16 protein-coding genes are annotated in these 16,423 nt (G+C 59.3%); 9 read left to right on the forward strand and 7 right to left on the reverse strand.

Translation table 11 applies throughout. From position 1 onward, the window contains the following. Positions 1-28: 28 nt before the first annotated feature. A complete protein-coding gene (locus AC1DOG_RS06195) occupies positions 29-919 on the reverse strand; it encodes a helix-turn-helix domain-containing protein (protein ID WP_112943217.1) in 891 nt (296 codons plus the stop codon). Positions 920-1,120: 201 nt separating this feature from the next. Continuing rightward, positions 1,121-1,885: a GntR family transcriptional regulator gene (locus tag AC1DOG_RS06200; RefSeq protein ID WP_112943216.1), complete on the reverse strand. Its 765-nt coding sequence runs from the start codon at positions 1,883-1,885 to the stop codon at positions 1,121-1,123. A 114-nt stretch (positions 1,886-1,999) separates the two neighbouring features. Here AC1DOG_RS06200 and AC1DOG_RS06205 point away from each other — a divergent pair, with 114 nt between their 5' ends. The 7 genes from AC1DOG_RS06205 (at position 2,000) to AC1DOG_RS06235 (ending at position 10,714) form a co-directional block, all read left to right on the forward strand. After that, positions 2,000-3,313, forward strand: a complete 1,314-nt coding sequence (locus AC1DOG_RS06205) for a M20 family metallopeptidase (protein WP_112943215.1) — start codon at positions 2,000-2,002, stop codon at positions 3,311-3,313. Between the two features lie 25 nt (positions 3,314-3,338). Further along, the gene (locus AC1DOG_RS06210; protein WP_112943214.1) at positions 3,339-4,889 is read left to right on the forward strand and encodes an ABC transporter substrate-binding protein; all 1,551 of its coding nucleotides are present in this window, start codon (positions 3,339-3,341) and stop codon (positions 4,887-4,889) included. Positions 4,890-4,952: 63 nt separating this feature from the next. Then, the gene (locus AC1DOG_RS06215) at positions 4,953-5,900 is read left to right on the forward strand and encodes an ABC transporter permease (RefSeq protein WP_477927082.1); all 948 of its coding nucleotides are present in this window, start codon (positions 4,953-4,955) and stop codon (positions 5,898-5,900) included. Continuing rightward, complete coding sequence (locus tag AC1DOG_RS06220; RefSeq protein ID WP_112943212.1) at positions 5,893-6,717, forward strand: ABC transporter permease; 825 nt, start codon at positions 5,893-5,895, stop codon at positions 6,715-6,717. The genes AC1DOG_RS06215 and AC1DOG_RS06220 overlap by 8 nt, the downstream gene beginning before the upstream one ends. 10 nt (positions 6,718-6,727) lie before the next feature. Next, positions 6,728-8,359, forward strand: coding sequence for an ABC transporter ATP-binding protein (gene nikE / locus AC1DOG_RS06225; protein WP_112943211.1), 1,632 nt, complete (start codon positions 6,728-6,730; stop codon positions 8,357-8,359). 22 nt (positions 8,360-8,381) lie between these two features. Beyond that, positions 8,382-9,602, forward strand: a complete 1,221-nt coding sequence (locus tag AC1DOG_RS06230; protein WP_112943210.1) for a M20/M25/M40 family metallo-hydrolase — start codon at positions 8,382-8,384, stop codon at positions 9,600-9,602. Next, positions 9,602-10,714 (forward strand): M24 family metallopeptidase, encoded by a 1,113-nt coding sequence (locus AC1DOG_RS06235; protein WP_112943209.1) that lies wholly within the window; start codon positions 9,602-9,604, stop codon positions 10,712-10,714. Before AC1DOG_RS06230 ends, AC1DOG_RS06235 begins: the two co-directional genes overlap by 1 nt. Before the next feature lie 95 nt (positions 10,715-10,809). Here the strand turns inward: AC1DOG_RS06235 and AC1DOG_RS06240 are convergent, their stop codons facing one another. Together AC1DOG_RS06240 and AC1DOG_RS06245 are read right to left on the reverse strand one after the other, a co-directional pair. Next, the gene (locus AC1DOG_RS06240; RefSeq protein ID WP_112819735.1) at positions 10,810-11,064 is read right to left on the reverse strand and encodes a helix-turn-helix domain-containing protein; all 255 of its coding nucleotides are present in this window, start codon (positions 11,062-11,064) and stop codon (positions 10,810-10,812) included. A 151-nt stretch (positions 11,065-11,215) separates the two neighbouring features. Continuing rightward, positions 11,216-12,112: a LysR family transcriptional regulator gene (locus AC1DOG_RS06245; RefSeq protein ID WP_112943208.1), complete on the reverse strand. Its 897-nt coding sequence runs from the start codon at positions 12,110-12,112 to the stop codon at positions 11,216-11,218. A 150-nt stretch (positions 12,113-12,262) separates the two neighbouring features. Here AC1DOG_RS06245 and AC1DOG_RS06250 point away from each other — a divergent pair, with 150 nt between their 5' ends. Beyond that, positions 12,263-13,057 (forward strand): methyltransferase domain-containing protein, encoded by a 795-nt coding sequence (locus AC1DOG_RS06250; RefSeq protein ID WP_112943207.1) that lies wholly within the window; start codon positions 12,263-12,265, stop codon positions 13,055-13,057. 54 nt (positions 13,058-13,111) lie between these two features. Here the strand turns inward: AC1DOG_RS06250 and AC1DOG_RS06255 are convergent, their stop codons facing one another. Both AC1DOG_RS06255 and AC1DOG_RS06260 read right to left on the reverse strand, forming a co-directional pair. Continuing rightward, entirely contained in the window at positions 13,112-13,771 is a 660-nt protein-coding gene (locus tag AC1DOG_RS06255) for an arginase family protein (protein ID WP_477927068.1), read from the reverse strand. A 72-nt stretch (positions 13,772-13,843) separates the two neighbouring features. After that, positions 13,844-14,236, reverse strand: a complete 393-nt coding sequence (locus tag AC1DOG_RS06260) for a hypothetical protein (protein ID WP_477927069.1) — start codon at positions 14,234-14,236, stop codon at positions 13,844-13,846. 498 nt (positions 14,237-14,734) lie between these two features. Between AC1DOG_RS06260 and AC1DOG_RS06265 the strand changes: the two genes are divergently transcribed. After that, complete coding sequence (locus AC1DOG_RS06265; protein WP_477927070.1) at positions 14,735-15,898, forward strand: OpgC family protein; 1,164 nt, start codon at positions 14,735-14,737, stop codon at positions 15,896-15,898. 119 nt (positions 15,899-16,017) lie between these two features. On the opposite strand, the gene AC1DOG_RS06270 is transcribed toward AC1DOG_RS06265, so the two are convergent. Next, positions 16,018-16,371 (reverse strand): hypothetical protein, encoded by a 354-nt coding sequence (locus AC1DOG_RS06270; protein ID WP_162725056.1) that lies wholly within the window; start codon positions 16,369-16,371, stop codon positions 16,018-16,020. Between the last annotated feature and the right edge of the window lie 52 nt (positions 16,372-16,423).

A 16,423-nucleotide genomic window follows, 5' to 3' on the forward strand; every position in this document is an offset into this window, starting at 1 on the left:
TGGCGACGTGCTAGCGGGGCCTGTCTGCCTACAAGCCTCGCCGAGCGCGTCGCCAGGCAGCCGGCGTTTCGCCGACGATTTGCCGGAAGACCTTGGTGAAATGTGCCTGATCGGAGAAGCCGAGCTGGGCTGCCACACCGGCGACCGTCACGTCTTCATCCAGCAAGGCCCGTGCGACGTCGATGCGTTTGGCAAGCTGCCATTGAAGCGGGGTCTTGCCGGTTGTCTGCCTGAAAACGGTTGCGAACCAGCTTTCGGACAGACCAGCGGCCGCCGCCATGTCGGCGACCGTCATTCGATAGTCGCTTGTCCTGTCCATGCGTGCAGTCAGCCTGTTCATCTGAGCCTGAGTCATGCGGCCATCGCGTTTCTCGCTGGCCTCGTCCGGCAGATCCAGAAGCCCCGTGACGATGCTGCCAATCAGGCTTTCGCCATAGAGGGCATGTCGCGACGGTTTCGATATCTCATCGACCAGAAGGCCGCCAAGCGTTTGAATTGCCCCGACGTCCTGGATTTCGACCGGCCGGCGCAAGGCTGATAGCGCCGCCGAACTGCCGAGGGAAGGCGACAAAAACTTCAACAACCGATCCTTGTGCATGTGCAGGTTCAGATGAGAGAAGCGGTGCGTGGAACGACTGGTCGTCCACATTGGCACACCAGCAGGCACATAGATTGCGCGTGTCATCGACCGGGCATTGTTAGAGAAGTCACCGTTCTTGTTGGACACATGGATCTGGGAGGACACGTCGTTGAAGAAGACCATGATGCGCGGATCATCGGCCAGATAATAGCCCTTCGCGCCCGCCTGGCTTTCGGCTTCCCAATAGGCGCTTACCAATCCATCGAATTGGCGCCACTTCACCGGAGCAACGACCCGAATTCCTTCGGTATGCCATTTCATCGTGTGCCAAAAAGCCAATGCAGAGATCCGTTTACCTTGGGGCGGTGTTCGCGTTTGCGCATGCCACCTCATGCCGTCATGCACCGGCCTTCACAAGACAAGCACACTCAATAAAGCTGATTTTATCGCTCATATTTTTCGGCGTGACAAGGTCACTTGACGTCTGCGCCAGCCGTTATCGATGTGGCTGCGTCCATCAACTACTCAAGCAACCATGCCTCATTGTACCTCGTTGACGTAGCGATGGTTAGCGGTTGTAGCGCGATGAGAGGATATCAGAACCGGAGCCGCAAGCTGATCGTAGGCGATCTCGTCAATCGTCAACAACGCGAAGGGCTGCGGTACATCAAGCCAGCGTGCATCCTGTTCCGTCGCCAAATCCGCGCCAATCTGTTCGCGTATGGCCGAGATGCGGATGTTGTAGGCATCCAGCAGGTGAAGATAAAATAGCGAGGGGATATCTTCCGGCCTGTCGGGGAAATCTGGTACGCGCGCCAGCGGCAGCGTAAGCGTTTCATGCATGATCGGCCGCTCGTCGACGCTGCGGACGCGGTGAAACGTCACGATGTCGGAGCCGGCATCTATCTGCAGCTTTCGCGCTTCCAGCGCCGAAGCGGTACCTCGGGCGATCTCGGTCACCCGAGTGACGGACTGCCGCAACGAACCATCAAGTCCGTGCAGCCGAAAATACTGGAAGAACAAGCGCAGACTGTGTTGCGGTTGTCGGCCGGTGACGATCGTGCCCGTTTTGCGCCTGCGGCTGAGCAGACCATCATTGGTGAGATCCATCAATGCGCGCCTGATAGTGCCGACGGCGACCCCATAGGTTTGCGAAAGCGCCACTTCGCTCGGCAGGACGGAGCCCGGAGCGAGTTTACCAAGCATGATCGCCTCTGTGATCTGCCGCTTGACCACCTCGTAGAGCGGGACGGACAACTCGCTCAATCGTGGCGCATCTGCTGAAATAATAGGCAATTCCGGCAATTATTTGCCTCTTCTTTGGAGTTGACTCATGGAGTGGATGTACGCAGTATTACTATATAGTTTATATGAAAGCGCAAGCTAACGAGCGCGCGCATCCATGCCAAGGACCGTACCATGTCTGAGCCGAAATCTGTCCCGCATCAAGACGCTTTCGCGTTGGCCATGGCAGTGATCGAGCGCGATGTCGAGACGGCCGTGCAGGACCTGGCGCGCATGGTGGCTGTCGACACGTCCTTTCCGCCCGGTCTTGGCTATGACGCTTTTGCGGATTTGATGACCGAGCTGGCGGCGCCGCTCGGCTTTGAGTTCGAGCGAGTGACAGTTCCTCGCGATCTCTGGTATGTTGCCGGCGGCCCGGCCTCTGGCGAGCGGACCAATCTCATCGCCACCCGCGAAACCGGCCGTCCGGTATGCGGTCTCTACTATCATGTCGACACCGTTCCGGTGGCTCCGGGCTGGTCACGCGATCCACTGGCGCTGACGGTCGAGGGCGATAACCTCTTTGGCCTCGGTGCCGCCGACATGAAGGGAACGATTGCGGCGACGCTTCTGGCTCTGCGCGCTGCCAAGGAAGCCGGCGCCTTGCTCGCCTACGATCCTATGCTGCTTCTCTGCACTGACGAAGAAGGGGGGCTCTACCCGGGCATTCGTTATCTTGCAGAGCAGCAAATGCTCAAGGGCCACATCCTCAACTTCAACGGATCTGCTGCGCCGCGCGTGTGGGCGGGCTGCTTCGGCATATTCAATCTGCAGGTGACGATTACCGGGCATGCTGTTCATGCAGGCGAGGGCAATCGCACAGGCTCCGGCGTCAACGCGATCGAGGGCGCGCTGCCGGTGCTGAACGCCTTGGCAGCCCTTAAGCCCGTTGTGGCCGGCCGTACATCGAAGCTGGCACCGCCGCCGCATTCCAGCGGGCCGCTTCGGCCGCAGTTGACGATATCCGCGATCAATGGCGGAACGGCCGGCGGTCAGGTTCCGGCTGAGATCAAGATCCTGGTCAGCCGCCGCTATGCGCCGGAAGAAAGCTACGAGGAGGCAAGAGCGGAAGTCGAGACTGCGATCCGCGACTGTGTCGCAGGCAGCGATCTCGGTCTAGCCATCGACATCGTGGGGCACCTCATCCCGACCGACGATCCCGATGGTCCGCACTGGCCTCGTTGGCAGCAGGCACTGTCGCTGGGCTTCGGCTATCAGCCCGAGGATTTTCACAAGTGGGGCGCGGCGAGCTGTTCCGATTTCGGCTACGTCCAAAAAGCAGGCTTCGGCCCCGAGGTGCTTCTGGGTGGACTTGGTCGGCCGGAAAGCTGCATCCATAGCCCTGAAGAACACACGACGCGAGGCGACATCATCGCGCTTGCCAAGAGCATTCTCGCCTATCTCGCGGCGGATTTCGCCGCCGACGCCATTCCAGAACACCGCATCTAATCATATCAAAAGAGGGAACTGATACATGTTGGAAATGAAACGCCGCTTCTTCCTTGCCGGCACGGCCGCCATTTTCGCCGCGCCGGCGCTGGGCCTGGCGCAATCGGCAACGCCTGCCAGAGGCGGCACGCTGCGTATTTCCATCGATCAGGCGGCGAGCGTCATCCATCCGCTGCTGACGCGCGTCAACCCGGAATACATGGTCACCGAGTTGCTCTATAGCAACCTGACGCGCCTCAAGGTCGACATGTCGATCGAGCCGGATCTCGCAGAGAGCTGGACCGCCAACGATGCGCTGACCGAGTGGACATTCAAGCTGCGCAAGGGCGTTACCTTCCACGACGGCTCCGCCTTCACGGCAAATGATGTCGTCGCCACCTTCAAGGCCATCCTCGATCCGGCAACGGCTTCGCCCGGCCGCAACAATGTCGGCCCGATCGCCGATATCGTCGCCGTCGACGATGCGACCGTGCTGTTCAAGCTCTCTGGCGCCTATGCCGACTTGCCAGTCGCCATGGCCTATACCAATGCCCGCATCATCCCGGCCTCGATCGCCACCGGCGACCTGAAGAGCCTCTCCACCAAGGCTGTCGGCACCGGTCCGTTCAAGCTTGTATCCTACGAGCCGGACCGTCTTGTCGTGGTCGAACGCAACGAGAAGTACTACGATCCGGCTCGTCCCTATGTCGATCGTGTCGAAGTTCAGGTCTTCCCGGACAATTCGGCTGAAACCTCGGCCCTGATCGCCGGTGATATCGATGTCATCTCGACGATCCAGCCGACCGAGTTCCTGCGCATCGACGGAACCGACGGTCTTGTCGGCCTGCGTACGCCATCCGGCCAGTTCTGCAACATCAACTTCGGCTGCGACACGGCGCCGTTCAACGACGCCCGTGTTCGCCGCGCGATCGCGCTGACGGTCGATCGCGAAGCAATGGTGGGCTTCGTGACCGAAGGCTTCGGCACCGAAGGCAACGACACGCCGCTCAATGCTTCCTACCGCTTCTTCAAGGACGTGGCGAAGCGCGAGAAGAACATCGAGGAAGCCAAGAAGCTGCTTGCTGAAGCAGGCTTCCCGAACGGTCTCGAAGCAACCCTTATCGCATCGGATCGCCCCGCGGTTCGCACGCAGCTCGCCGTTGCTCTGAAGGAAATGGCGAAGGAAGCCGGCGTCACCATCAACGTGCAGACGATGCCGCACGCGACCTACCTCGAACAGGTCTGGAAGAAAGGAAGCTTCTACGTCGGCTTCTACAACATGCAGCCCACGCCTGATGGCATCTTCAAGCTTCTCTACACGTCGGACGCGTCGTGGAACGAGACGCGCTGGAACAACAAGGCATTCGATGCGCTCATCGCCGAGGCCCGTGGCACGATCGACGAGGCCAAGCGCGCCGAACTCTACACCAAGGCTCAGGAAATCATGAACGAGGATGTTCCCTCGATCATCCCGTCCTTCTTTGACGTTCTGGCCGCAAAGCGCAGCTGGGTCGAAGGGTTCGAAGCGCATCCACGCGCATCGGTTTTCCGCCTCGACTACGCTTCGCTCACCGACAAGGCGCCGAAGCGCGGCTGATGACGTCAACTTCGCCGGACGCCTGAATCGGGCGTCCGGCCCTCTTGACCAAGGAACACGCACCTGTCTCCGAACTACATAGCCAAGCGGCTGGTGATGATCGTCTACACGCTTCTCGTCGTGTCGCTCATCGTCTTCGCCATTACCCAGATCCTGCCCGCCGACGCTGCCGTCATGATGCTGGGCGAAAACGCCACCAAGGATGCGCTCGATGCGTTGCGTCAGAGCATGGGTCTGGACCAGCCGATTTGGCAGCAATATGCGACGTGGCTCGGCCATGTGCTGCAAGGTGACCTCGGCACCTCGCTGCGCACCGGCCAGCCGGTCAGTCCGGTCATGTTCGAGGCCCTCGGGCGCTCGCTGCTGYTCGCCTTCCTGTCTATCGGCCTGATGCTGATCCTTGCCATTCCGCTTGGCATCATTGCGGCCATCCGGCGCGGCAAGGTCGCCGATATGGTCGTGAGCCTGATCTCCTACGCAGGCGTGGCGCTGCCTGAATTCGTCACCGCAACGCTTGCAGTCCTCATCTTCGCCGACTGGATGAAATGGTTGCCACCAACCGGCTACGTGCCGCTGACCGATGATTTTGTCGATGGCATTTCGCATCTCGTCCTACCGGTCTGCGTCATTTCAATCATCCTGATTGCCCATGTTTCGCGCATGGTGCGCTCGGAACTCGTCGACGTGCTGCATACAGACTATATCCGCGCTGCAAGGCTGAAAGGCATGTCGCGTGGACATGTACTGCGTCGTCACGCGCTGCGTAACGCACTTTTGCCGACCATCACCATCGTCGCGCTCGATGTCGGTTATCTTCTCGGCGGCGTCATTGTTGTCGAGGAAATATTCGCCATTCCCGGGATCGGCCGCCAGCTGATCGTCGCCATCCAGGCGCGCGACCTGCCCGCCATCCAGGCCGGCGTGCTGATCATGGCCGCCACCTATTCGATCGTCAATTTTATCGCTGACATCCTCTATGCCTGGCTCGATAAGAGGATCCAGTATGACTGAGTTCATGAAACGTCTCCTGAAGACGCCGCAAGGCGCCATCGGCACCTTCCTCGTGGTTCTGGTACTCGCCATCGTCATTTTCGGCCCGATGGTCGCACCTTACGATCCGGAAAAGCTGTCGCCGCTTGCCCGATACAAGGGACCGAGCGCCGCCTACTGGCTCGGTACCGACCAGTATGGTCGTGACATCTTCAGTCGTCTGTTGATCGGCGCGCGCGCCACTGTCGTGATGGCAGTTCTCGCCACCATCGTGGGCACCCTGATCGGCGCTCTGATTGGCACCGCCTCCGCCTTCCTCGGCGGCCGAGCCGACGAATTCATCATGCGCACGATCGATGCCGTCATGTCGATCCCGAGCCTGCTTTTCGCGCTCCTCGTGGTCAATCTTCTCGGCTCCAGCACGGTCAATGCGCTTGTCGCAGTTGCCATCGCCTTTGCCCCAGGCATGGCCCGCATCACCCGAAGCGTGGCGCTGTCGGTGCGCAAGCAGGACTATGTGAATGCGGCGATCGCCCGTGGCGAAAGCTCCGCTTACATCATTCGCCGCGAAATGCTTCCGAACGTGATTGCGCCGATCATCGTCGAGATGACCATCCGCGTCTCCTTTGCCGTGATGCTGTTTGCGACGCTCTCCTTCCTTGGTCTCGGCGCACAGCCGCCGGCTGCCGAGTGGGGCCTGATGGTCTCGGAAGCCCGCCGTTACATGCATCTTTCCGCCGGCATCCTGATCTGGCCGAGCGTGGCGATCGCCATCGTCGCCATCGGTTTCAACCTTCTGGGCGACGGTCTGCGCGATGCCCTCAATCCGCGGACCTGAGGTGACACCCATGACCAATACGGAAAACAAGCCGGTTCTCGCTATCGAGAACTACTCGCTGGATTACGAGACCGCCAACGGCCCGTATCATGCGTTGAAAAACATCGACCTCGCCATCCATCGCGGCGAAATCCTCGGCCTCGTCGGCGAGAGCGGCTCCGGCAAGACATCGCTCGCATGGTCGATCATGCGCTACCTGCCGAAGAATGCCCGCGAACCGGGTGGACGCATTCTGCTCGGTGGCGACAATCTGCTCGAGAATTCTGAGCGGCAGATGGAAGCCATTCGAGGCCGGCGCATCAGCATGGTGTTCCAAGACCCGGGCACGTCGCTCAACCCGACGCTTTCGCTTGGCACGCAGCTGGCCGAAGTTCTCGTCCGCCACCGCGGCCTGACCGTTAAGCAGGCGTGGAAGGAAGGCGAGGAACGGCTTGCCCATGTGGGGCTGAAGACGCCGGCGCAGATGATGCACCGCATGCCGCATGAAGTCTCCGGCGGCGAAAAGCAGCGCGTCGTCATCGCGTCCGCCTTCGCCTGCAATCCGGAATGCATCATCTTCGATGAGCCGACCACGGCACTCGACGTGATCACCTCGCGGCAGATCCTCGATCTCTTCGTCGAATTGCAGGCGGAAACCGGCGTTGCCTCGCTCTATATTTCGCATGACCTGGCGCTGGTCGCCCGCACCGCAAGCCGTGTCGCCGTCATCAAGCGCGGTGATATCGTCGAACAGGGCAATGTCCGCGACATCTTCACCAACCCGCAGCAGGATTATACCCGCGAACTGATCGCCGCCGTCCCCGATCCTGCCCATCGGCTGGTCAAGGATGACATGGTCGTGGCCGACACGCCGCTGGTCAAGGTCGAGAATGTCAGCGTGCATTTCGGCCGCAAGCCCTTTCTTGCCGCACTGACCGGCAAGAAGACGGAACGGGTGACCGGCAACAATGCGATCAGCCTCAGCGTCAATCCGGGCGAGATCCTCGGCATCGTCGGCGAAAGCGGTTCGGGCAAGTCGACGCTTGCCAAGGCGATGACCGGTCTCAACCGGTTCGAGGGAAAGATCTGGTTCGACGGTCGCGAGATCAAAAGCCTCGGCGATATGGACAATGCCTATCGCAAGGACGTGCAGATCATCTTCCAGCACCCGGATGCCTCGCTCAATCCGCGCCAGAAGATTTCCGAAATCCTCTCGCGCCCGCTGAAGCTGTTCGGCGACGGTAGGGATATGGAGAAGCAGATCGGCGACATGCTGGAGCAGGTGCGTCTGCCGCGCACCCATGCCAACCGTTATCCGCATCAGCTTTCGGGCGGCGAAAAACAGCGCGTGGCGATCGCCCGGGCCTTTGCCTCGAAGCCGAAGCTCGTCATCTGCGACGAGATCACCTCGGCACTCGACGTGTCGGTCCAGGCATCCGTCGTGGAGCTTCTGCTCGAACTGCAGAAAGCCAGCGGCACGGCCTACCTCTTCATCACCCACGACCTCAACCTGATCCGCCAGATCGCCCATCGGATCGCCGTCATGTATCGCGGCGACCTGATCGAGGTGGTGAAGGCCGATGAGATCGATAGCCCAGACCGGGCGGACTATACGCGCCGCCTGATCGAGGCGGTGCCGCGCGCCGCCGCACAATACCAGTGATACCGCATCAAGGAGCATGACAATGGACCCGAAGTCCCTGTTGGACCGGATCGACGAAAAGGCCTGCCTCGATTTCCTGTCGAAGATGGTCCAGCACAAGAGTCATTCGGAAACCGAAGGCGAGAAGGATCTCGCCCGCTGGATGGCCAAGGAGCTTGAGAAGATCGGCGTCGAAGCCGAACTCCAGCCGTTCGATGAAGGCCGCCGCTTCAACACGATCGGCCGATTGAAGGGCACCGGTGAGGGCAAGAGCCTGTTGTTCAACGGCCATCTTGATACCAATCCAGTGACCGAAGGCTGGACAGTCGATCCCTATGCCGGCCTCGTCGACGACAAGTTCATCTACGGCATCGGCGTCTCCAACATGAAGGCCGGTGACGCCGCCTATTTCTGCGCGGTGAAGACGCTGCTCGAAGCCGGCGTCAAGCTGAAGGGCGATGTCACGCTCACCTTCGTGGTCGGCGAGCTGCAAGGTGGAGTCGGGACGTTGGCGGCGATCCACAGCGGCGTGAAAGCTGACTATTTCATCAACAGCGAGCCGAGCGACCTTGTCGCCGTTACCATGCATGCGGCAGCACTGAGCTATGTCATCGAACTGACCGGCGACACGCGCCATCTCTCCAAGCGCGAAGAATCCGTCGATGCGATCGCAGCAGCCTGCGACATCATTCCGCGCATCAATGCCATGACTTTCAGCGGCGCAAAGAGCGACGTGCATCGTTCGATCAATCGTGGCCATGTTGGCGTCGTCCATGGCGCGCTCGGCCGCGATCTCGAAGAGTGGCGTCCGCCACAGGTGGCAGATTTCGTCCGCCTCAAGGGTTCATGCCGCTACGCCCCCGGCCAGACGCAAGAAGGCGTGCTCGCCGATCTGGACCGCGAGCTGCGCGCACTCGAAGAGCGCTTCCCGGGTCTGAAAGCCAAGTTGGTTCCTGAGATGATCGAAGGCCGTCCGCTGATGCCGCCCTTTGAGGTCTCCCCAGATAGCCGTATAGTCAAGTCGATCAATGCTGCCTACGAAGCTGTTCGCGGCGAAAAGCAACCGACTGGTGCCATCACCCCAACCCGCTTTTATGGCACAGATGCTGGCCATCTTTATCATGAACTCGGCATGGAAGGCATCGTCTGTGGTCCGGGCGGTCGTTACAACACCATGCCCGACGAGCGGGTCGACATCATCGACTTCCTCGACATGATCCGCGTATACATGCTGACCATCCTCGATATTTGCGAGGTGGCGTAGTGTTCTCCCGGGCGGAATATGATCGTCGTATCGCTCTCGCCCGGGACGCCATCGCGTCTTCGGGCGCCGACCTGTTGCTCGCCGACAGTGGAGAGCTTCTGGCCTGGCTCACGGGCTATACTGTCTCCGAAACCATGTATCGCGCGGCCTTCTTGCCACGCGACGGGGAAGGGTGGTTCTGCTTGCGCGCACTGGACGAAGCTCCCTGCCGCGAACAGAGCTGGATCACCGATGTCGTCGGCTTTGCCGATACCGAGGAAGCACAGGCAGCCGTTGCTGCCAGCATCCTCGGTCATGGTTTTGGCAAGGCGCGCATCGGTTTCGACACCAATTCCTATTGCATGAGTTCCGCAACCTTCATGCGGCTGCAGGCGCTTCTGCCAGACGCGACATTCGTGCCAATGCAGGGCGTGGGTGACAGCCTACGCTGGGTAAAGTCTAGGGAAGAGATTGCCGTTCTTGCCCAGGCGTCCCAAATTGCCGACAAGGCGATGGCGGAGATCGCAAGACAGGTGACGCCGGGCATGACGACGCGCGACGCGGCCGCGATCGCCTCGGGCGTATTCTTGCGGGAGGGAGCAGACACCGGCGAGGTTGGACCGGTTGTGAAAGCTGTTGGCAGCCATGAATTCCTGCACGGCGTGTTCAAGACCGAGGCAATTGGTGAAGGCGACATCCTGCATGTCGAACTCATCCCGCGTGTCGGAAATTACGGTGCGCGTCTGATGAGGCCGATCGTGGTGGGACGCCCCCCAGACGAATTGGCTGTCACGGCCGAAAGACTGGTCGCATTGCAGGACCTTCAGATCGCCGCAATGAAGCCGGGGGCGCGAGCCTGCGACGTCGACGCAATCATGCGCCAGGGCGCGCTCAATGCGGGACTACGTCCGGTCTATGAAAACGTCACGGCTTATACGCTCGGGCTCTATACCCGCACGCCGCGCACCAGCGATTTTTCCGGGGTATTCTTGCCAACCTCGGACTGGTCACTGGAACAGAACATGGTCTTTCATCTCTACGCCACGGCACAGGGCCTCGGCTTCAGCGAGACGGTGGTCGTCGGCAGCAATGGTGGAATTCGGTTGACGAAAAGCCCGCGCGCAATCCTGTGAGGCAGCTACCGCGCGAGTTTACAGGTGCCGCGGAGCAAGTAGTTATACTTCGCGACACCGCACGGCCGTGGTCGGGATCGTTTGATAACGTCGGCTTATGCAGCGACCGTCGGGAATAACGCAGTCGCCGTGATACCCAGAGCCTTTGCGATGCGCTTTACAAGTCGCCGATCTCCTTCATGGCCGGCTTCGACCTTGGCAATTTCCGTCTCGGTCAGGCCGCAGGTGAGTGCGACCTGCTCGATGCTGTACCCTGCCACCTGCCTTGCCGAGCGAACCGCTTCACCAAGGTCGATGGTCAATGCTGTGGGAACGTTTGAATCCTCGATATTGCCGTAGGATCGTGACATGCGCGTTTCTCCAAATGCGTCCACTTTATGGCCCAATTTAGGTGGTGCGCTAACAATTGCAATGCCACCGAATTCACTATTCGTTGTACGGGATAATTCTCGCCCGAAGCCTTCGGTGTGCTGAGAGACGAAGACGGCTCTAGAGCAAATTTCACGCCTTGTCTGATAAAGCCGGGTACAATGTCTGAAACTCCTTTGCCTGCGCGGCAAGCCATTCGCAAAACAGGGTCGCCTTGCGATTGCGCCTAGACCGCTTCAGGGCGACATAGTGATGCCCGCTGTCGATAAAACCGAACGGTGCCACCAAGCGGCCGGCATGGATGTCATCGACCACATAGGGCCAAGGTGCTGCGCAAGCGCCAAGTCCCGCCCGCGCTGCCTCCAGCATGAAATAGAAGTGCTCGTAATCCACCTTTGGACCTGTCAGGAGATGGCGCCCAGAGCGGGAACGCCAATCGTTCCAGGCTTGCGGCCTCGTTCGTGTGTGTAGTTCCGGGATGATGTCGAGATGCCCCACGTTGTTTCTCGCAAAGCCCGCGGCTATGACCGGTCCGATCTGTTCGGGAAACAACGGGATGACCTCTGCTCCGGCCGACCAAGGAGGATCCCCCACACGGATTGCGACGTCGACACCATCCCGCTCGAAATCGACCGGCTTTGAGGATGCCGTCAAACGTACTTCGATTTTCGGGTAGTCCGCTTGAAAACGGTATAGTCGCGGAATGAGCCAGCGCATGGTGAAGGTGCCCGGACAGGAGACGTCGATCGCTCCTTCTTCCGTATCGGCAACCGCACGCACCGACACATCGATCTGGTCGAAGGCTACGCCAAGCCCGGTCAGCAATGTGTGCCCGGCCTCTGTTAGCCGCAATTGATTCTTCGGTCCCTCAAACAGCGGCACCCCGAGAAGAGCCTCCAGGTGCTTTATCTGGCGGCTCACGGCACTATGGGTCACGTTGAGTTCATTTGCTGCAAGCGTCATGCGTCCATGACGGCCCGCTGCTTCAAACGCCCGAAGTGCGTTAAGTGAAGGGATGCGTCTGCTCATGTGAGATTTCCGAACATAAGGTGTGCGATCATATCGGTTTTCAGGCCGCTCTGCATAGTCGCATATGAGAAACATCGAACACTGCTCATCGAAAAATGAACATGAGGAGCTGATGTGTTCCCCTTTTTTCAAACCGGAAGGCTCAAAGCGATGAGTGAGAGACACCAAGACGGCAGCGCAGGTGACGCGAATTACGGCGTGATCGGCAAAGGATATGTAAGCTATCGCCAGCCGGAACCTAAGATAGCGGAATATATCCGCCGCGCTCTCGGCGATGCGTTCACGGTGTTGAATGTCGGTGCGGGCGCCGGCTCCTACGAGCCCGTGGATCGCGCGGTTACGGCTGTCGAGCCTTCGGCGTCAATGCGCGCGCAGCGCCCGGCTCATCTTCCGCCCGCGATCGACGCGATTGCAGAAAGGCTGCCTTTCGCTGAAAAAACCTTCGACGCAAGCATGGCTTCGTTCACTGTTCACCAATGGACTGATTTGGCTTGCGGCCTTTCCGAGATGCGTCGCGTCACGCGTGGACCGGTGATTGTTCTCACCTGCGATCCGAATGAACTGACAAGATGCTGGCTGAACGACTACGCGCCGGAGATGATCGCCGTGGAGGCCCGACGTTATCCGGCCATGAGCGCAATCGCTGAGGAGCTGGGCGGGGACGTCGATATCCACACCGTCCCTATTCCACTCGGCTGCGTCGACGGGTTCGGTGAAGCCTATTACGGTCGGCCCGAGCGCATCTTGGAACCTGGCGCACGCCTTGCCAATTCCGCATGGAGCTTCGTCGACAAGAGCGTCGGTGAGCGATTTGTCGCCGATTTGAGCCGCGACTTGGCCGACGGGAGTTGGGATGCCCGCTATGGCGGACTTCGCACGCAGCCGTTTTTTGAGGGTTCGCTTCGACTTGTCGTCGCAAGGCCTTCACTATCCGCGACCAGGTAGTCAAGCACGGAAGCGGGGAGGGCAATTGCAGCCTGCCCGTAGTTACGCTGCTCGTCAAAGGAGAGGAGAAACGGTGTGGATGAGGTGAGCCAATGCGGCCGCGTTGTCCGCCCCATTGTTGGAGGCTTCGAACTCGGTCAACTCGACGCCTACGATTTGCCTCGCAGGTATGGTTGCCAACAGAGTACGTAGCGCGGTCGGCGTTAGTCCCCCGCCGATCGCATATGCGGCTGGCACGTAACCCGGCTCGAGGACATCCCAATCGATGTGGATCCACACAGGTCCGTCGCCGATCGCCTCGTCGATCGTCTTTGGCCGGCTTTCGTCTGGCCCGAAAAACCGGACGCCGGCGTCAAGCAGTGCCTGTTGCTCCGGCGGGTCTATGTCTCGCGCACCGGCGACGACGACCCTGGCGGGGTCGATGCCGGCACCGAAACCGCTTTCCCAGAGCCCACAGGTGGCAGCCAGCACCATGCCGCCAAGATACCCGCTGGTCGTTGTTGCGGGAGTGTTGAAATCGCCGTGAGCATCGATCCAGAGAACGGTCAAATCCGGATAGTGCCGGGCAGCGATAGGCAAGGTCGCAAGACTTGCAGAGCAGGTGTTTGCTACCACCAGCGGTCTGTTTCCTTTTCCGATGCTTGCGGCAACTGCATCTTGCAAAGCCTCGAGCGTGCGTCGTGCTTGCGGAAGACTTCGTGACCAGTCGTCCACCTCCGGCGCGGAAGGTGTGCCGATGATAGACGGTTCCAGGCCGGTCAGTGCGGTAAGGGCATTCGCGGCAAGCTAGGCGCCGCGGATGGCGCCAGGGCTACGGTCGGCGATACGACCTTGGGAGACCAAAAGCTCAAAAGGCAAACGGCAATTCCTTGTGAAATGCGAAGAATAGTGAATCGATATATCTCTGGGAATATATCGAGCGCGTGTCGGTGGCAATTGTATTTGGGCTTGTCGGACAGGCGTGACACCTATCTCGCAGTGGCTACCAGATACTGGGGCGCGGCGCTTATCGAGAAAGTCGTACGCCAGAATGCCCAAGCCGTTCTCGAAGACCTCTTCTCCTCGACGCATCACCAATAAGGAAGGAGCAAGGCGCGGGGTCGCCGAATTCTTCATCGATTGCGAGATGTGGTAGGCAGCAATGACAATCAGGGTCTGATGCACGAGATAGTCAGTCATGTTCGACGTGCTCAGATAAGGAATGGCCGGTTCGGGCTGTTGGCAAGTCCGGCTGCAAATGCAATCAGCGCGAGGATGGCGCACCACTGCGCACACCTGGACCCCCATTGTGAGAGCCCCAGCCTTGCTTTCCGGGGGCAGCAACTAGAGTGGCGCAAGAGCCTTCATTGACAGGGTGGCGAAACCCAGGCTCGTCCCTCGTTGGTCGAAGATCGCCTGCCCGACGGTCTGCGCGCAGATGAACAATGATCCGATCATAAACAACGAGAAATACAGCGCGCGAGCGGACGTCTAATGAACGGCGTCTCTGCGAAGATGCGAAAAATAGCACGGCTGCGGTGCAGCTTCAGCAGGTGGTTCGACCCGGCTGCCATTGCGTTGTGTCGCGTTGCAGCCTTGATGCCAATTGCCGGACCGGTTCCTGTTCGGTTCATATTGCGACTCGAATGTCGAACGTGAACCACCCGTTCATGTAGGCTTCATCAAGCGGTTGCTACCGTGGGTGCATCTGAAACAGCAATCAATCAGCGGGACAAGTTAACCATGCAGCACCCTGCCGCTCCAACGGCCGGCCGAGATCCGCGCCTTGATTTTTTCCGCGGCCTGGCCCTGGTGATGATCTTCATCAATCACGTGCCTGGCAACATGATGGAAGGTGTCACGTCAAAGAACTTCGGTTTTTCGGACGCGGCAGAGGCCTTTGTACTGATGTCGGGTATGTCTGCGGGGCTTGCCTACTCCAATATCTATGTCCGCGACCGCATACACGCGATTGCTCGCATCCTTCGTCGCGCAAGCCGGCTTTACAGCGTTCATCTGCTGACAACCGTGCTGGCAGTGATCGTTCTCATGGCGGGCCATAATTTGCTCGGCACGACCGCTCTTTCGCAGCGCGTCAATATGGTCTCCTACCTGGATGCACCGTGGTCGACCGCGCTCGGTGTACTCGCGACAACGCATCAGCTTGGCTATTTCAATATTCTGCCGCTCTATATGTTGCTGTTGGCGGCAACACCTGTTTTCCTAGCTCTCGCCTTGCGCAGCCGCGCTCTGTTGTTGACGGTGTCGGTTACCATCTGGGCTATTGCCGGCTGGAACAACATCAACCTGCCAAATTATCCGACAGACGGATCCTGGTTCCTCAATCCGTTTTCCTGGCAACTCATCTACTGTATCGGACTGTGCGCTGGCATCTCCATGAAAAAAGGTGAGAGCCTTGTCGGCTATAGTCCGGTCTTGATGGCAACTGCAATCGCCTATCTTGGATTTGCAATGTTCGTCATCCAGTGGCAGCACTATGAGTTGACTGCTTGGGGCGACCATCCTGCCCTTTTGATCGGTTTCGAAAAGGGCATCTTGCCACTGCCGCGACTGATACACATCCTCGCGCTGTCATACGTAATTTCGCAGATTAACGTATGTCGTGTGGTGGCGGGTAGTGCCAAGCTGGCAGCCGTGTCGCTCCTTGGGAAGCAGGGCCTTGCCGTGTTTGCATGGGGGTCACTCGTTTGCATCTCGCTGCAGGTCCTACGAGAAGCCTATCAGTTTTCGCCTGCTGTCGATATCTCAACTCTGATTTTTGGTTTGGCGATCCAATATGTTGTCGCCCAGCGTCTGCAGTCTGACAAGGCGACGCTGCGAAACAGCGCAGTAAGCACATAGGAGCATATGAAGGATCGAACGAAGGCTATTGTCAGCCCTGCTTTCTCAGCAGCCGAACAAGCAGACTAGGATCTAATTCCGCTTTTCTGTTTCCTCAGGATTTGGCGCGGCGTTCGCGATCAAATGTAACCGACGTGATCGCCGAACGGAACGTCGGCATCCTCCAGGTTTCCAGACCCAATTCGTTCGCTTTCGCCGGACAAGTTCAGCTCGGCGGCGCGATCATTTTCCTGATCCGTGGCCGAGGGATGATTTGGGAGACGGTCGGACAATGAGCCCTCGTGCGAATTTGACCTGTTATGCTCAGAACGGCCTTTTGGATCGGCATCTCGATGCCGCTCCAAACCTTCGGATATCACAGATTGTCGTTCTGCCGCCCAGGCCAAGTCTGGCTCTGCGAGCGAAATGCTACGGTCAACGCGCGCAGCTTGCGATGATGCAGTGGACGAAATCCGTGATACCCGTTCAACCATGGCTCAATCCCTATACCAACACTCTATTTGGTAGGGCGCGTGTCAGAAACAA

Source organism: Rhizobium sp. 01N48, from assembly GCF_056399145.1.